This is a genomic window from Calidifontibacillus oryziterrae, assembly GCF_000331575.1.
GTDB classification, from domain to species: Bacteria; Bacillota; Bacilli; order Bacillales; family Bacillaceae_J; genus Calidifontibacillus_A; species Calidifontibacillus_A oryziterrae.
The window spans coordinates 79,953-95,624 of sequence record NZ_KB223527.1 but is presented as its reverse complement, the minus strand read 5'-3'; the positions used below and the strand labels follow the sequence as shown (position 1 = coordinate 95,624).

Sequence of the window (15,672 nt, the reverse complement as noted above, 5' to 3'; positions counted from 1 at the left end):
AACGGTCGAATGATTCTTGCCGAGTTGATTTTTCACAATATCGGGAATCAAAAGGGCAGAATGATTCCCGTGAACAAATTTTTTCACGAAAATAGGAATCAAACAATATTGATTCCCAAAAAAATTTAAATTTCTGGTGCAGTCATGCCTATTGCTTCCCATTCCTCACGGGAAGGACCATAGACGCCAGGAACCATAAGCCCAGCTTGACGCATTAACACTGTCATTTGTCCCCGATGGTGAATTTGGTGCTTAATTATAACTGTTAACGTAACCGCTTTTGGCCATTTCTCACCGTACATATCATCCAATTCTTGTAACGAGTCATCTGTCCATTGTTCCCGAATGGCTTTCAACATATTGTCACTTGTAATCCGATAGCTATCCGCAATTTCTTTAGCAGACACCGGTACAGGATGATCGTGCTCAACTCCTTCAAATGTAAGACCGGTTCGAGACATCATTTCATGTAACGAGGTAACGATATGCCATGCTAGTCTCCCAAGAGTACGATTTTCCTCGATAACCTGTTGCTTCAACGATTCGTCAGTTAAAACATCAAGTAAGTTTTGCGTTAGAATTGCTTCGTTATTCCAATCATTAATGAACTCTTCAATTGTGTGATACACCATCAAACATCCTCCTAATCATTTAAAATCAAAATGAAATTCTTCATTATTCTTATTGGACAAATTATGTACTACTTAAACGTAAAATGAACCTTATTAGTTAAACGACCATTGAATGAACTTGACTAAAAGTATTAAAAAAAATAGAATTATCAAATAATTAGGAAAACAAACGGACATCTTCCAACAGGAGTACCTACGATAATTATCATATTTTTGAAGTACCGATTTTTGAAATTGAGAGGAGATTTTATATGAAAAAAACATATCAACCATCAGACTTAGTTGAAGTAGCTACGAAGGGGAAAGTCCCACCAAACTGCGACGTAACATTACAAATTAAAGCAACCTATGCACAAGACGGAGTAGCACGAGGTGTTTGGAAAGTGGATGAACGGTTTTTAAATGGGATCGGTGTAGTGATGGGTGGTTATTTAACATCAGCTGCAGACATTATGATGGCGTATGCAGTTGCTTCGAAATTAGCAGATGATTATACATTCTCCTCGATAGATCTTCATACTACCTTTCATCGCCCAACATTTATAGGTACGGTTGATGTTGAAGCAAGAGTGGAAAGATTAGGGAAAAAAGTTGCGTATGTTACGGCTGATTTAGTTCAAAATGATAAAAAGGTTGCAAGTGTAGTGTCATCTGTAATGATTTTCGTAACTACCCCAGAACACTCGTGACTTTAGTCATGAGATGGTCAGAAGGAGAGGATTGAATGCTACCAGCTTATTTTATTGCTCACGGATCACCAACGTTAGCAATCGAGAGCAATGAGTACACACAGTTTTTAACGTCTCTTGGAAAGGAATTACCTAAACCTAAAGCGGTTATTCTCTTTTCAGCTCACTGGCTATCTGATGTTCAAAAGGTGAGCCAAGTTGATGACTATGATACGATTTATGACTTTTATGGGTTTCCGGATGAAATGTATCAAATTAAATATCCAGCGAAAGGAGATCGGAACCTAACCGAACAAATCAAACAATTGTTTTTAAATCAAGGAATTCACTTTGATATAGAGACAAAGCGCGGCTTAGATCATGGAGCGTGGGTTGTTCTACGACTTCTATTTCCAAGTGCCGATGTGCCGGTAATATCTATGTCTGTTAATCCAAAGCTTTCACCTGAGGAACAGTATAAAATTGGTAAGGCGTTAGCTGAATTAAGAGCTGATAATGTTTTGATAATCGCGAGCGGGGGGACAGTTCATAACTTAAGAGCGTTACGTTGGGGAAACCAGCAGGGGGATGCTAATCAGTGGGCCGTTGATTTCGATGATTGGTTGAAAAACCATTTGCATACTTGGGACACACAATCTTTGTTTCGGTACGATTCTATTGCCCCTAACGCGCATATAGCAGTGCCACCAGCTGGAAACGAGCATTTTGTCCCATTATTTTATGCTATGGGTTCGGCTGATCATGAAAAAAGTGCAAATTTAATTCACCGTAGCTACCAATACGGAAGCCTTAGCCATAGCGTCTGGCAATTTGGAGAGATTTAGGTTAATAAATGTTAGAAGCCAGATCCTTTTTAATGAGGGATCTGGCTTTATTATATAGATCATTATATTTTTTTACTTATAAAAAATTTTTATATGGATATTGAAAATCTCAATTAGTTTAAATAGAAAAAAGATGCTACATTATGTTCATATTATTTTTTTGGCTTTCAAAATATTAGCTTTGAATAAAGACATCTAGGTAATTGGAATCTATCTTCATGCAATATATTAAAGAAATGGACATGCATTTCGTGTTTAGTGATTCTAGGTAAACACTATTCTTGCTACAATACTCTATTTCAATTTTTGCAATAGACTATGTTGCATAAAGAAATCAAGGAATGGGGAGCGGTATTCCCCCTTTAAAAAGATAAAATCAATATTGCGCGCTATTGGTGGCTTATCAGCAATAGAAATTTTGCAAAGCTGATTTTGCTTTAATTCTTCGCGCGCACAAGATTCTGGCAAAAAGCTGATGCCAATCCCGGCCATTACCATTTTCTTTGCAGTTTCCATACTATCAACTTCTAAGATTACATTTGGATTCAATCGTTTACTTTCAAATAAGCCATAAATCATCAGCCAATCGATTGAACCATGCTCGAAAAAAATTAGCTGCTCATTATGGATATCTTCGAGAGAAACTTGGTCCTTTAGCAAAAGAGGATGATCGGGATTAACGAATAATTCAATTGGATCGGCATGAAACAAAACGGTATCGATATTTGGGTGTGTAACGGTTCGCGCAATGCCAAACTCGACCTCTTTATTGACAACTTTTTCTAGCACATCGTTGGAATGACCGGTTAATATGCGAACGGAAACATTAGGAAATTGCTTGCGAAACTGAACCATAATCTCAGGAACTAAATGCGTTGAAACAGATAGTGAACATGCAATCGTCATTTCATTATGGGTTAAAGTACTTGTTTGCAAATGAATTTTTGCTTCTTGATACGTTTGAATGATGCTTTGGGCATATGGAAGAAATTGCTTACCTTTATCGGATAAAGTAAGCTGTTTTCCATCTCGGTTAAACAACTTTGTATTCAATTCTCGTTCAAGTGTTTGAATTCTAGCGGATACCGTCGGCTGCGTAAGGTAGAGGGCTTCAGCTGCACGATTAATACTTCCTAACAAAAATACATATACAAATGCTTCAATGTGATCGATGTTCAAGACGGGTTCCTCCATTTTTTATTTAAAGATCGAAATAGGGAGTGATGTTTTTTCTCGAAAGAGAAGAAAGCCTATAATTTTGCGCTTTGGAATCCAGCTCCAGCGCCCAGCGACTAGTAAACTTCGCTCATCTCTTTTGCGATAAGTCAACATCGACTCGTCCCTCGACGTGTTTTGTTTATCTCAGTCGATGCGCTCTTAGTTTATACGTCGCTAATCAGGGCGCCTATAGTTTTTTTTACTAGAATCTATTAATTTCGTAATTACTATATATTATTTCAAAAACAATAGACAAAAGGAAGTCAGGAGAACAAAAGATGATGAATTTTTTTAGTACGATTGAAAAGATTGAAAAAATAATTTGGGACGATGCTGGGGGTCGTAATATTACTTCGTTTGCTAAAAAGAATGAACTACTGCTTGCTGCCCAATCTCTTCAAACGGCGAAACATGTTGTAATTGTGAGCGGTTTTTATATTGAAAAAATGAAAACAGGTGAAACAGATGGACCATTAGGTACTGTAATTTTAGCCCAAGCTCTTGAGAGATTAAATGCAAAAGTAACAGTAATGACAAGTCCGTTTAATGAGAATATTTTACAAAAGGCAATAGCAGCATTAAACCTAAATACTGAATTAATAGTAGTCGAGCCTGGGGAAGAAGTAGAATGTTTTCCAAAAATCCTACATAATCAATCGCTTACCCATTTGGTTGCCATCGAACAAATGGGTATAGCAATTGACGGGAACTATTATAATATGGCTGGAAATCCTATAAATGAACCGATGGCTCGCTTTGATTCTTTGTTTGTATTAGCTCGTGAAAAAGGAATTACTACAATTGGAATAGGAGATGGTGGGAATGAGATCGGTATGGGAAACCTTTATCCATTTCTTTTTCAGAGTCTCAAAAATGGCTGGATTGCCAATATAACTCACGTCAATTATATTATCACTGCAGGTGTGTCAAATTGGGGAGCATACGGACTAGTTGCTTGCATGTCTTGTCTTAACAGACAAGTGCTTCTCCATGAACCCATTGATGAAAAACATCTCCTTCGTGTCATTGTTCAAGCAGGGGCAGTAGATGGAAAAACAAGCAGGCGAGAGCTATCAGTGGATGGTCTTCCGTTGGAAAAACATAAGGAAATTATATCGAATCTACAAGCAGTTATTAGAACCTTCGACCAAGAACAAATGATCGCAGGGAAAAGTAATGTCGGTTAAACTTAAAAAGTAATAGATTAAGAGAAAAAGCATTAGAGAGAATCACGGTAGTAGGGGTACTACTTAAAAGCACTCGAAATAGAGTGCTTTTTTGCTGTTAAGGAAATTAAAATTTGATCCTGTGGATAAATACTATAGCACAGAGAGTAGTCGTCCAGCTCCAGCGCCCAGCGACTAGTAAACTTCCCTCATCTCTTTTGCGATAAGGCAACATCGACTCGTCCCTCGACGTGTTTCTTTATCTCAGTCGATGCGCTCTTAGTTTATACTCGCTAATCAGGGAGCTTATAGCTATTGTTCCTGTTCAAGTTAAAAATAGCACTTGATACTTCATGCTAGCATGTAGCTATCTGATTGAGTTTGTAATTAAAACGTTAATTTCTTATTTGCTAATAGCCTAAAAAAGCCTTTCTACCCCAGAACAATGAAGGATGAGTATGACATGTGATGGCAATCACTTTGTGTCCTTTTATTCAATGCTACTATTTATGAGGGATGGAGAGAAAAATTCTCACTAATACGCTACTCATAGAACTAACAATATAATAAAGGGGACCAACACAATGAGTGAAATGATAAATAATCGAGAGCAAGACATTTATGGAAAAGTACAGCCGGAACGTTTAGCGTTATTAAAACAAATATTTAGTGATCTTCAAAATGGAAAAGATGTAGATGAAGTAAAAGCTGATTTTGCAAAAAAAATTGGCAAAGTCACAATCGAGGAGATGTCTCAGCTACAGCATGATTTTTCCGAGGAAAGTGGAATGGATCTTTCAGAAGTGAAGCGCATTTATTCACAGCATACTGAAATTTTAAAGGGAGCAATAGCTGAACCAGAGCTACCAAATAAACCTGAAGAACTACGAGGCCATCCTGTTCATACATTTAAACTTGAAAACAGGGAAATTGCAAATCTTCTTGATGATAAAGTAAGATTGCATTTGGAGCAATTTGAAAAGGAAGATAGTCCGGAAAACATATACAAGCTCCTCGAAGATTTGAATTTATTACTAGATATCGATAAGCATTACAGTCGGAAGGAAAATTTAATTTTTCCATATTTGGAGAAGTACGGTATTTTTGGGCCTACAACCAATATGTGGAGAATTGATGATTTCATTCGTGATTCTATCAAGGATGCTAAGAAAAAGTTGCAGAATTATAATGGTGAGAAATTAGCAGTTGTTGATAATATCCTTTATTTCATGAAAGAAATCGTTGATATGATTTATCGTGAAGAGACGATATTATTTCAAATGGCGTTGATGAATTTTACAGAGGATGAATGGGGTAAAATTGCATCTGAGAGTGATGAAATCGGCTTTTGTTTAATCGAATCTGCGGCTAAGTGGAAACCGGAAAGAAAAGAGCTGGATGAAAAAATCATTTCAGATGGTTATATTAAGTTCGAAACGGGAGTTTTATCATTAAAGCAGTTAGAGTTACTTTTAAATCATTTGCCAGTAGATATTACTTTCATTGATAAGGATGATGTTGTCCGTTACTTTTCCCATGGAACGGAAAGAATTTTCGCACGTACAAAAGCCGTTATTGGTCGTACAGTGCAAAACTGCCATCCACCAAGAAGTGTCCATGTAGTTGAGGAATTGCTTCGAGACTTTAAATCAGGGGAGAAGGACTGCGAGGATTTCTGGATCAAGTTTCGAGATAAGTATGTGTATATTCGTTACTTTGCAGTCCGCGATGAAAATGGCGACTATATCGGTACGCTAGAATTTACCCAAAATATTGATCCGATCAAGGCTATTGAAGGTGAAAAGCGAATTTTATCTTAAAGAATCATCATAACAAATCGTAAGCGCGGATTTAATAGTATGATTGCTTATAATAAATTAATTGTTAACGGAAAATTTTACTCGACAACAGTCGAGTTTTTTATTGCAAAAAAATTTGGCCAACTATCATTATTTCAACACAATTAGACAAATTGCCACAATGATTATAGTGGAAATTAGGGGTAAACCCCTATTCTTTTTGAAAGCGCATACAAATAAAATGGAACTCAAGAAGTTCACAAATTTGTAACAAAGGGAGGATTTTTTATATGGCAACAGAAAAGAGAGTATTAGTAAATGCAAAAGGCGCGTTTTGTCCAGGCCCATTGTTAGAGTTAATGAAAGCAGCGAAAGAAGCAGAGAGTGGAACAATCTTAGAATTGTTAACAAATGAACCCGGCTCACGAAAAGATGTTCCAGCATGGGCAAATAAAATGGGACATGAATTTTTAGGGGAAGAACCGGCAGAAGATGCATATAAGCTAATCGTAAAAATTAAATAACCATCACTGCTTTGCAATAATGAGTAAACGATAACTTAAATAACATCTAGATATGTAGGGATTTACATCAAAAGTAATACTTAAAATCTCTTAATTGGAGGATGGATAATGAAAAAATTTTTAATAATTGGCGGCGGTACAGCAGGCACAATGCTTGGAAACAAATTAGCTAAGGGTTTAGCTAATGAAATTTCTGAAAAAGAAGTAAAAATTACGGTAATTAGTGAGAAAGACTACCATGTGTATCAGCCGGGCTATCTATATATTCCTTTTCATTTAAAACAGCCTGAGGATTTAATCCGTCCGATTGAACAGGTGTTAGATTCAAAGATTGAACTAATCATTGATAAGGCAACAGGAATTAATACGACTGCTAAGTCTGTAACTTTAAAAAATGGGAAAACACTAACCTATGATTATTTAATTATTGCGACAGGTTCACATCCACAAAGCGTCGACATTCCTGGTTTAGATGAAGCAGGACATATTTTCTATGAAATGGATCGTGCCTTAAAGCTTCGCGATGCAATGGACAAATTTGAGGGTGGTAAAGTTGTTGTTGCTGTTGGCTTGCCTCACAAATGTCCCGTAGCCCCGCTTGAATTTACAATGATGTTCGAAGATTGGGCTAGACAACGTGGAATCAGGGAAAAAACTGAAATTACATATGCCTATCCTCTTGCTGGTCCATATGGAACTGCGTCTGTTGCGGAACTTGCTGTGAAGGAATTTGGGGAAAGAGATATTTCTATTGAAACATTTTTTATGATTGATCACGTTGATGCAAAGACGAAAGAAATCGTCAGTATGGACGGGAATAGGTTGCCGTTTGATTTGTTAGTTGTGATACCGCCACATAAAGGAGCGGATGTCATTCGTGAAGCAGGGCTAGGCGATAACGGCGGGTGGTTACCAGTTAACCGTAATAAATTAAATCTTGAAAATAAGGATGATGTGTTTGTTGTTGGGGATGCTACTAATTTGCCAATTAGTAAAGCTGGTTCAACCGCACACTTTGAATCTGAAATTCTTGCCGAAAACTTAATAGCGAAAGTGAAGGGCTTGCCTGGAAATAAGCATTACAATGGAAAAGTGTTTTGTTTTATTGAAACAGGCTTAAATAAAGCAACATATATTACGTTTGACTATGATAATCCACCAAAGCCAGTTACACCTTCAAAAATGGTTCATTATGCAAAAGCAGCTTACAACAGTGGGCATTGGGTTAATTTGAAAGGAATCATGTAAGAAGTAATGAAAATAGTGAGGTGAAAATAATGGTGGATGCAACAAAGACTCCATTAAGTGAACGTATAACTGAAGATGTTCAAAATGAACTTGTCGAGATGTTACCCGTATTCGTGCGTACTATGAATTTAGTAAAAATGGTCGGCGATACAATGACGGAAGAAACAATTGTTTCTTTAACTGAAAAGGCAGAAAAATCATCTGACTTATTAAACTACCTCGGTGACGAACGTGTCACTAATCTCCTTTCAATTGTAGTTGAAAAATCTGACCAGTTAATCGAGCTGTTAGCTGTTCTTGACCGACTTGCAGTGTTGCAAAAAAATGGAACTCTTGATCGACTGTTTGAATTGGCAGAAGCCCTCGGCGTCTTTACAGATGCGTTAACAGAGTCAACGATTCAACATCTTGTTCAAAGTACTGTTCCATTGCTTGAACTAGGTGATAAAATTACCGCTTCACCAATTGTTAAACATACGCCGACAATGCTTGAAGCGATAGATAGAACGGTTGAGGATTTGAAAACAGTGAATCCACCAGCAATATCAGCTCTTGGATTGCTAAAAGTAATAAAGCAAAAAGAGGTCCAGCAAGCTCTTCATTTTGGGCTAGCATTCCTCAAAAACTTAAACGTTACAAAATAATCCAAAATCTAGGGTCAGTACAAATATCGTGAGTTGATAGTATTTCCTATAAACGTAAACGACACAATATTTTCCGGACGTACAAAAAGTTAGGTGGATTGGTTTTAATGGAAATGGATATTAATTTAATCACAGTACTATTTTTCATCGGATTTATTGGATCAGTTATATCAGGGATGGTAGGGATCGGCGGATCAATTATTAAATATCCAATGCTCCTTTACCTTCCGCCCTTTTTTGGCTTTGCTGCCTATACCGCCCAGGAAGTATCGGCAATCAGTGCAGTACAAGTATTTTTTGCAACGCTAGCGGCAATGTTTGTATTTAAAAAAGGTGGTTATATTCATAAACAGTTAGTCATTTATATGGGGGCTTCAATTATAATCGGTAGTTTTATTGGTGGTTATGGATCGAAGTTTTTACCGAACAATGTGATTAATCTTGTTTATGCCATTCTTGCGTTAACAGCAGCCATCATGATGCTATTTCCGAAAAAAGGGGATGAGCTTAATGATCGAACAGAGCTTACTTTTAACAAAGGACTTGCCATTTTATCATCAGGAGTAATAGGAATCGTTGCCGGGATTGTTGGTGCTGCTGGTGCTTTTATCACTGTTCCAGTTATGTTAGTGCTATTAAAAATACCGACAAGAGTAGCAATAGGCTCATCGTTGGCGATTACTTTCTTTTCTTCCATCGGTTCGACAGTTGGAAAGTTTCTCGGTGGACACATGCTTTTAATTCCATCTGTAGTTATGGTTATTGCTAGTTTAATTGCTGCTCCACTTGGAGCAACGGTGAGCAAAAAAATGAATACAAAGGTTCTTCAAAGCATCTTATTGTTACTGATACTTGGAACTGTAGTAAAAATTTGGACAGAAATTCTATTCTCTTAGATTTTTTATTTTTAGGGTGGGGGAAAAATGAACATAGTACAACCAGTTAAAACGTTAAATTGTAAAGACTATAAATGTCCGCTTCCACAAGTTCAGGCTAAGGAAGCTCTTGAACAAATTGGCGAATTGGAAATTCTTGAAATTTTGACAACAGATGAGGATGCCGAAAAGGAATTAAAGAAGTGGACAAGCCAAACAGGTGATACGTATTTATCATCTAATCAAAAGGAGGATTATGTTGCACATTATATTCAAAAGGCTCCTCAAACGGTAAGGCAAGAAGCAAAAAAACATCCGAAAGTAGTTCTCAATCACGATCTAAAAGAAAATGTTATAGATGGTAAATCATTTATTCTGATTGATGTTCGTGAAGAAATTGAGTTTTTTATTAGTCATATTCCGGGCGCTCTTAATATTCCGTTAGGAGAAGTAAAGGATCATCTTTGTAAACTTGATAAAGAGATGACATATGCTGTAATTTGTCGTACAGGAAATCGCAGTGATTTTGCATGTCAGCTATTGGCTGAGTCTGGATTTCAACATGTTTATAACGTCCTTCCCGGAATGTCCGAATGGGATGGAGAACTCTCTGATTAACTATCGTGTAGCAAAATATAAATGAAAGGATGATGAGCTATGTCAGTTGTAGCTATTACTGCAAAAGAAATTAATGACAATATTGTTGAAAAGAAGAATTTATTCATTCTTGATGTTCGTAATGAAGACGATTTTAAGGATTGGAAAATAGAAGGTAGTACTGTGCAACATTTAAATGTACCTTATTTTGTATTAATCGAGGATGTAACGCTGATTAATGACAAGCTGCCAAAAAATCAACAAATAGCAGTTGTTTGTGCTCAAGAAGGCTCTTCTAAATATGTGGCTGAGCTTTTAAATGAACAAGGTTTTGATACAGCATATTTGGAAGGCGGCATGAAATCTTGGAGTGAATACATATATAAAACAACTGTCTATCAAGATGCGAATATGAAAATCTATCAATTCATTCGGGTTGGCAAAGGCTGCTTGTCTTATATGATCGTTTCAGGCGAACAGGCAATTATTATTGAGCCGCTGCGGTTTGTTGATATGTATAGTGAGTTAGCTGAAAAAGAACGGGTAAAAATCACCCATATTTTTGATTCACATTTACATGCAGACCATATTTCAGGTGGTTACGAGCTTGCAAAGCGATGTAATGCGAAATTTTATTTAATGAAGAGTGAAGGTGCAATATTTGAATTCGAACCATTAGAAAACTATGAAAAAATTGACGTTGAAAACGTTAGTATTGAAGTTTTAGCTGTAAAAACTCCGGGACATACTCCAGGGAGTGTATCGTTTTTTGTGAATGACAAAATTCTATTTTCAGGAGACACGATCTTTGTCAGTGGCTTAGGTCGTCCAGACCTCGGTGGTAAAGCGAGAGAATGGGCGAAAGACCTTTACAATACTGTTTATGAAAAAGTATCAAAAATCGCTGATGATGTCATTGTGTTACCAGCTCATTACGCCGATTTCTCAAGTGAAGTAAATGAGGACGGTTTTATTGGGAATACTCTTGGAAACATCCGCAAGCAAAATGAGATTATGCAAGGACAAACAGAGGATGAGTTTGTCGAACATGTTGCGAAATCAGCAGCTACGAGCACACCGCCGAACTTTGAAAATATTTTAGCTGTTAATAAAGGTATCAAGCATGTGTCTCAAGAAGAAATTGCAGAGTATGAGATAGGACCGAATCGTTGCGCAGTGCATCATGTCCATGCAGGTTAAATCGAAGGAAATGTATTTGTATTGTTGAGGCAAAATGAACGTTTATTAAATTTAGTTCATGATAAATGAAGGACTCGGATGCGATAACTCGAATTATAATAAAAGTCGGAATATTCAAAAAATGCTGTTATTTTAACAGCATTTTTTATATAATGGTAATAACTTGAAAATATAGGGTGGGGAGTATATTGATATATGATCAAAAACCAGAGGTAATTTATTTTAAACGGTTTTTTAATCATCTTCAAGACGGTATTATCATCATGAATAAACAACGTGAAATCCTTCATATGAATCCTTCAGCGAAACTTCTAACCGGATGGATGGTTGGCGGTTTTGTTCCCTATTGTACATATTGCCAATCCCGAAAAGTAAAGCCGGATGAAGAACGATGCTTGTTAGTATCAAAACAAGAGGTTCCTTATTTTTTATCAAAAATGCCAACCTATCATGGCCGAAATATTGAAGTTGAAATGAGTACAGCCTTAATTTTTGACGATAATGATCCAGAAAACCCAGAAATTTTACTCGTCTTGCGTGATCAAGAATCAAAGCGAAAGGATGAAGAAGCACGATTATCAAAATTAATGATTAAAAAACTAATTGAAGCACAGGAAAAAGAACATCAGCGTTTAGCTCAGGAGCTTCATGATGGAGTTGGGCAATCGTTATTTTCAATTTCTTTAGCTTTAGATGCCATTGAAGCTCACTTATCTGATCAAAGGCTAGTCGATTATTTTAACGAAATTAAACAAGAGTTAGATCGAGTAACCACTGATATTAAACAATATTCATACCAACTCCGTCCGCAAATTCTTGATCAACTCGGCCTAATCCCTGCAATAGAAGGTCTATTAATGTCGTGGAAAAAAACGGTTCCAACAATTCAGTTTCAATTGGAGACGAATATTGACTTTCGTTTAGCATCGAATATCGAAATAAATGTGTACCGAGTTATTCAAGAGGCACTTCATAATATTGTAAAATATGCAAAAGCATCGAATGTCTTCATTCATTTATTGCAAAAGGAAGAAAAGATAAACTTGACTATAAAAGACGATGGTATAGGGTTTGAGGTTAAACAAGTCGGTGATGGACTTGGTCTAAAACATATGGAGGAACGGATCCACCAATTACTTGGTTCATTAACAGTTTCATCGATAATCGGAAAAGGAACCGAAATTAAAACTGTTTTCCCATTAGATCATAGCGAGGAGGTTGAGGAAGATGATCAAAGTTCTGTTAGTAGATGATCATGCTCTAATACGTAAAGGAATTCGCATGCTTATTGAAACGTTTCCTAATATCTCCTTTCAAGGTGAGGCGGATGAAGGCGAGGAAGCAATAAGCCTTGCACATCGCCTGAAACCCGACGTTATTTTAATGGATTTATCGATGCCGAATGGCTTGGATGGTTTTTCAGCAACAAAAGAAATTCGTGAGCAGCTACAATCTACGAAGATCATTATTTTAACTATGTATGATGAAGAAGCTTATGTGAAAAAAGCGATCGAAGTTCAAGCACATGGTTATTTATTAAAGAAAAGCCAAGGTAGGGATCTATCAGAAGCAATAACGACCGTGCACAATGGAAAACCTTATTATAAAACTTCAATTCCTGCTGAGCAAATTAAAAAATGGTGGACACAAAAGGATCTTACGTCTAAAGTTCATAATTCGATTTTAACAGACCGTGAAAAAGAAATTGTACGGTTAACGATGCTTGGTTTTTCTAATAAAGAAATGAGTATAAAATTACATATTAGTCCGAAAACAGTTGAAAATCACAAAGCTAGAATTATGCAAAAATTAAACTTATCGAACAAACATGAACTGATTAAGTATGGAATTAATAATAAGTATTTAGAATTGACTTTATAATAAAACAAAATCAGAGTAGAGCGTTTAAGCGCTCTATTTTTTTTTGCTACTGCTCTCCTTTTAAGCATAAAAACCACAATATACTAATATAAAAAAATAAAGGGGACAAGTGGTATGTTTTTAGTTTGATAAATGTTAAGTTTGATCAATCATCGGAACGTTGCAAAATGTATTAAATGCTGGAGGTATTTTTATGGCAAATACAATTCATAGCACACCAAAGCTAGACGGTTACCGCATGCCAGGAGAATTTGAGGAGCATGCCGGAACTTGGATGATTTGGCCAATGAGAACAGATACATGGAGATTAGGGGCAAAACCGGCACAAGAAGTGTTTGCGAAAGTTGCGAAAGCGATTGCTGACTTTGAGCCTGTTACGATGTGTGTTAATTCTAGTCAATATGAGCATGTTAGAGAAGTATTACCGGCACATATAAGAGTTGTAGAGTTGTCAACGGATGACGCTTGGATGAGGGATATTGGGCCGACAATTGTCAAGAATGATCAAGGATGTGTTCGTGGTATTGACTGGGGTTTTAATGCTTGGGGTGGCTTGGATGGGGGATTGTATTTTCCTTGGGATATGGATATTCATGTAAAACAAAAGATTCTTGAAATGGAATGGATTGACCGCTATGATTTGCGCGGTTTTATTTTAGAAGGTGGATCCATCACCGTTGATGGAGAAGGTACATTAATTACAACAGAACAATGTCTGTTAAATAAGAATCGTAATCCATCTCTAAGTAAACAAGAGATTGAAACAATCTTATCCAATTATTTAAATGTCGAGAAAATCATCTGGCTGGAACATGGAATGGTAAATGACGAAACCGATGGTCATGTAGATGAGGTTGTCTTTTTTGTAAAGCCTGGTGTTGTTGGGATGAGCTGGACGGATGATGAAAACGATCCTCAATATAAAGTGCTAAATGATGCATATAAGGTGTTAAAGGAAGCGCATGATGCGAGAGGAAGAAAGCTAGAAATTCATAAAATTCACATTCCTAAACAAGTTACGATATCCGAAGAAGAAGCTTATGTGATTGATAGAATCAGAAATAGCTATGATCGTTCCGCTGGTAAGCAGTTAGCGACGACATATGTGAATTGTTATATCTGCAACGGAGCAGTAATTGTACCAGCTTTTGGAGACCCACGTGACGAAGAAGCAGCTGCAAAAATTCAAGAGCTGTTTCCAGATCGGAAAATAATCCAAATTAACACTAGAGAAATTGCTTTAGGTGGGGGGAATATTCACTGTATTACACAACAGCTCCCAAAAGCATAAAACTCCGAATTGAAAACCAGTTCTAAGGTCATTAATTATATTCCTAGTCTCTACGACTTTTTATTAAAAAAGGAAGGTGTTCTCTGAAGATGAATTCATCTGTAAAAATTGCGTTGCTACAACATAAATGCTCTGCAAATGCGATTGAAAATATTCGAAAAGTTGAAGGAATGATCATAGCCGCGGCTGAAAAAGGAGCGAATATTATTTGTACGCAGGAGTTGTTTGCCACCACTTATTTTCCGCAAACAATTGACGTTAGTAAATATGAGTTAGCTGAGCCGATCCCAGGACCACTAACGAATAGAATGCAAGAATTAGCTAAGGAATTGGGCGTTGTCATTCTTACATCAGTTTACGAATACGTTTTGGACGGTTTGTATTTTAATACTGTCGTCGTTTTAGACGCAGACGGAAAGAACCTTGGTAAATATCGTAAGCACCATATTCCTGAAGGTCCTAGCTATATTGAAAAATATTATTTTACTGAAGGAGATACAGGCTATCCTGTCTTTGAAACAAAGTTTGGAACGATTGGCGTGTTAATTTGTTGGGATGAGTGGTTTCCAGAGCCATCAAGAATTCTTGCATTAAAAGGTGCCAACATTGTATTTTATCCATCAGCAATTGGCTCTGAACCTGATAATCCAGATTTAGATACATCTCAAACTTGGATTGATGCGATTCGTGCTCACGGAATTCATAATAATATGTTTGTAGCTGCCGTAAATCGTGTTGGTCGAGAATACAGCTCAGAAGGATATATGGATTTCTTTGGAAGAAGTTTTGTAAGCAACCCATGGGGAACTGTCATAATGGAAGCTGAAACAAAGGACGATGAAATTATTTTGGCTGACGTAAATTTTGCAGAAATAAAATCTTCCCGACATATTTTCCAATTTCATCGTGACCGCCGCCCTGATAGCTACGGCGAACTTTTGAAACGAGTTCTAAAATAGTCGTCGCAGTATAATTGTTCTGTAAAAATATCTATGTAATAAGTGAACTGAATTAGTAAATTTATAAATTGGCGAATTCTATGTTATTAGATGCAATTCCAAATATAAGGGGGGAATAAGCAATG

Annotated in this window: 16 protein-coding genes; 14 read left to right on the top strand and 2 right to left on the bottom strand. The window is 36.7% G+C overall.

Annotated elements, in window-relative coordinates; genetic code table 11:
• Positions 1 to 125: 125 nt before the first annotated feature.
• Complete coding sequence (locus D612_RS0108935) at positions 126 to 629, bottom strand: DinB family protein (RefSeq protein WP_026092451.1); 504 nt, start codon at positions 627 to 629, stop codon at positions 126 to 128.
• Between the two features lie 254 nt (positions 630 to 883).
• Between D612_RS0108935 and D612_RS0108930 the strand changes: the two genes are divergently transcribed.
• Both D612_RS0108930 and D612_RS0108925 read left to right on the top strand, forming a co-directional pair.
• Positions 884 to 1,321 (top strand): PaaI family thioesterase, encoded by a 438-nt coding sequence (locus D612_RS0108930; RefSeq protein ID WP_017755117.1) that lies wholly within the window; start codon positions 884 to 886, stop codon positions 1,319 to 1,321.
• A 35-nt stretch (positions 1,322 to 1,356) separates the two neighbouring features.
• On the top strand, positions 1,357 to 2,145 hold the full coding sequence (locus D612_RS0108925) for a DODA-type extradiol aromatic ring-opening family dioxygenase (protein WP_017755116.1): 789 nt from the start codon (positions 1,357 to 1,359) through the stop codon (positions 2,143 to 2,145).
• Positions 2,146 to 2,439: 294 nt separating this feature from the next.
• On the opposite strand, the gene D612_RS0108920 is transcribed toward D612_RS0108925, so the two are convergent.
• Entirely contained in the window at positions 2,440 to 3,324 is an 885-nt protein-coding gene (locus D612_RS0108920) for a LysR family transcriptional regulator (RefSeq protein WP_017755115.1), read from the bottom strand.
• A 317-nt stretch (positions 3,325 to 3,641) separates the two neighbouring features.
• Between D612_RS0108920 and D612_RS18155 the strand changes: the two genes are divergently transcribed.
• The 12 genes from D612_RS18155 (at position 3,642) to D612_RS0108860 (ending at position 15,547) form a co-directional block, all read left to right on the top strand.
• On the top strand, positions 3,642 to 4,550 hold the full coding sequence (locus tag D612_RS18155) for a DUF4392 domain-containing protein (RefSeq protein ID WP_017755114.1): 909 nt from the start codon (positions 3,642 to 3,644) through the stop codon (positions 4,548 to 4,550).
• Positions 4,551 to 5,113: 563 nt separating this feature from the next.
• Complete coding sequence (locus D612_RS0108910) at positions 5,114 to 6,349, top strand: DUF438 domain-containing protein (protein WP_017755113.1); 1,236 nt, start codon at positions 5,114 to 5,116, stop codon at positions 6,347 to 6,349.
• A 269-nt stretch (positions 6,350 to 6,618) separates the two neighbouring features.
• Positions 6,619 to 6,852, top strand: coding sequence for a sulfurtransferase TusA family protein (locus tag D612_RS0108905; RefSeq protein WP_017755112.1), 234 nt, complete (start codon positions 6,619 to 6,621; stop codon positions 6,850 to 6,852).
• A 108-nt stretch (positions 6,853 to 6,960) separates the two neighbouring features.
• The gene (locus D612_RS0108900) at positions 6,961 to 8,100 is read left to right on the top strand and encodes an NAD(P)/FAD-dependent oxidoreductase (RefSeq protein WP_017755111.1); all 1,140 of its coding nucleotides are present in this window, start codon (positions 6,961 to 6,963) and stop codon (positions 8,098 to 8,100) included.
• A 29-nt stretch (positions 8,101 to 8,129) separates the two neighbouring features.
• On the top strand, positions 8,130 to 8,744 hold the full coding sequence (locus tag D612_RS0108895; RefSeq protein WP_017755110.1) for a DUF1641 domain-containing protein: 615 nt from the start codon (positions 8,130 to 8,132) through the stop codon (positions 8,742 to 8,744).
• Between the two features lie 107 nt (positions 8,745 to 8,851).
• Positions 8,852 to 9,640, top strand: a complete 789-nt coding sequence (locus D612_RS0108890) for a sulfite exporter TauE/SafE family protein (RefSeq protein WP_017755109.1) — start codon at positions 8,852 to 8,854, stop codon at positions 9,638 to 9,640.
• A 27-nt stretch (positions 9,641 to 9,667) separates the two neighbouring features.
• Positions 9,668 to 10,237 carry a sulfurtransferase TusA family protein gene (locus tag D612_RS0108885; RefSeq protein ID WP_017755108.1) on the top strand — a complete coding sequence of 190 codons (570 nt, stop codon included), beginning with the start codon at positions 9,668 to 9,670 and terminating at the stop codon, positions 10,235 to 10,237.
• Between the two features lie 39 nt (positions 10,238 to 10,276).
• Positions 10,277 to 11,416: an MBL fold metallo-hydrolase gene (locus tag D612_RS0108880; RefSeq protein WP_017755107.1), complete on the top strand. Its 1,140-nt coding sequence runs from the start codon at positions 10,277 to 10,279 to the stop codon at positions 11,414 to 11,416.
• 188 nt (positions 11,417 to 11,604) lie between these two features.
• The gene (locus tag D612_RS0108875; RefSeq protein WP_017755106.1) at positions 11,605 to 12,669 is read left to right on the top strand and encodes a histidine kinase; all 1,065 of its coding nucleotides are present in this window, start codon (positions 11,605 to 11,607) and stop codon (positions 12,667 to 12,669) included.
• Positions 12,644 to 13,297: a response regulator transcription factor gene (locus D612_RS0108870; RefSeq protein ID WP_017755105.1), complete on the top strand. Its 654-nt coding sequence runs from the start codon at positions 12,644 to 12,646 to the stop codon at positions 13,295 to 13,297. Before D612_RS0108875 ends, D612_RS0108870 begins: the two co-directional genes overlap by 26 nt.
• 193 nt (positions 13,298 to 13,490) lie before the next feature.
• Entirely contained in the window at positions 13,491 to 14,588 is a 1,098-nt protein-coding gene (gene aguA / locus D612_RS0108865) for an agmatine deiminase (RefSeq protein WP_017755104.1), read from the top strand.
• Positions 14,589 to 14,677: 89 nt separating this feature from the next.
• Complete coding sequence (locus tag D612_RS0108860) at positions 14,678 to 15,547, top strand: carbon-nitrogen hydrolase (RefSeq protein ID WP_017755103.1); 870 nt, start codon at positions 14,678 to 14,680, stop codon at positions 15,545 to 15,547.
• Positions 15,548 to 15,672 lie beyond the last annotated feature (125 nt).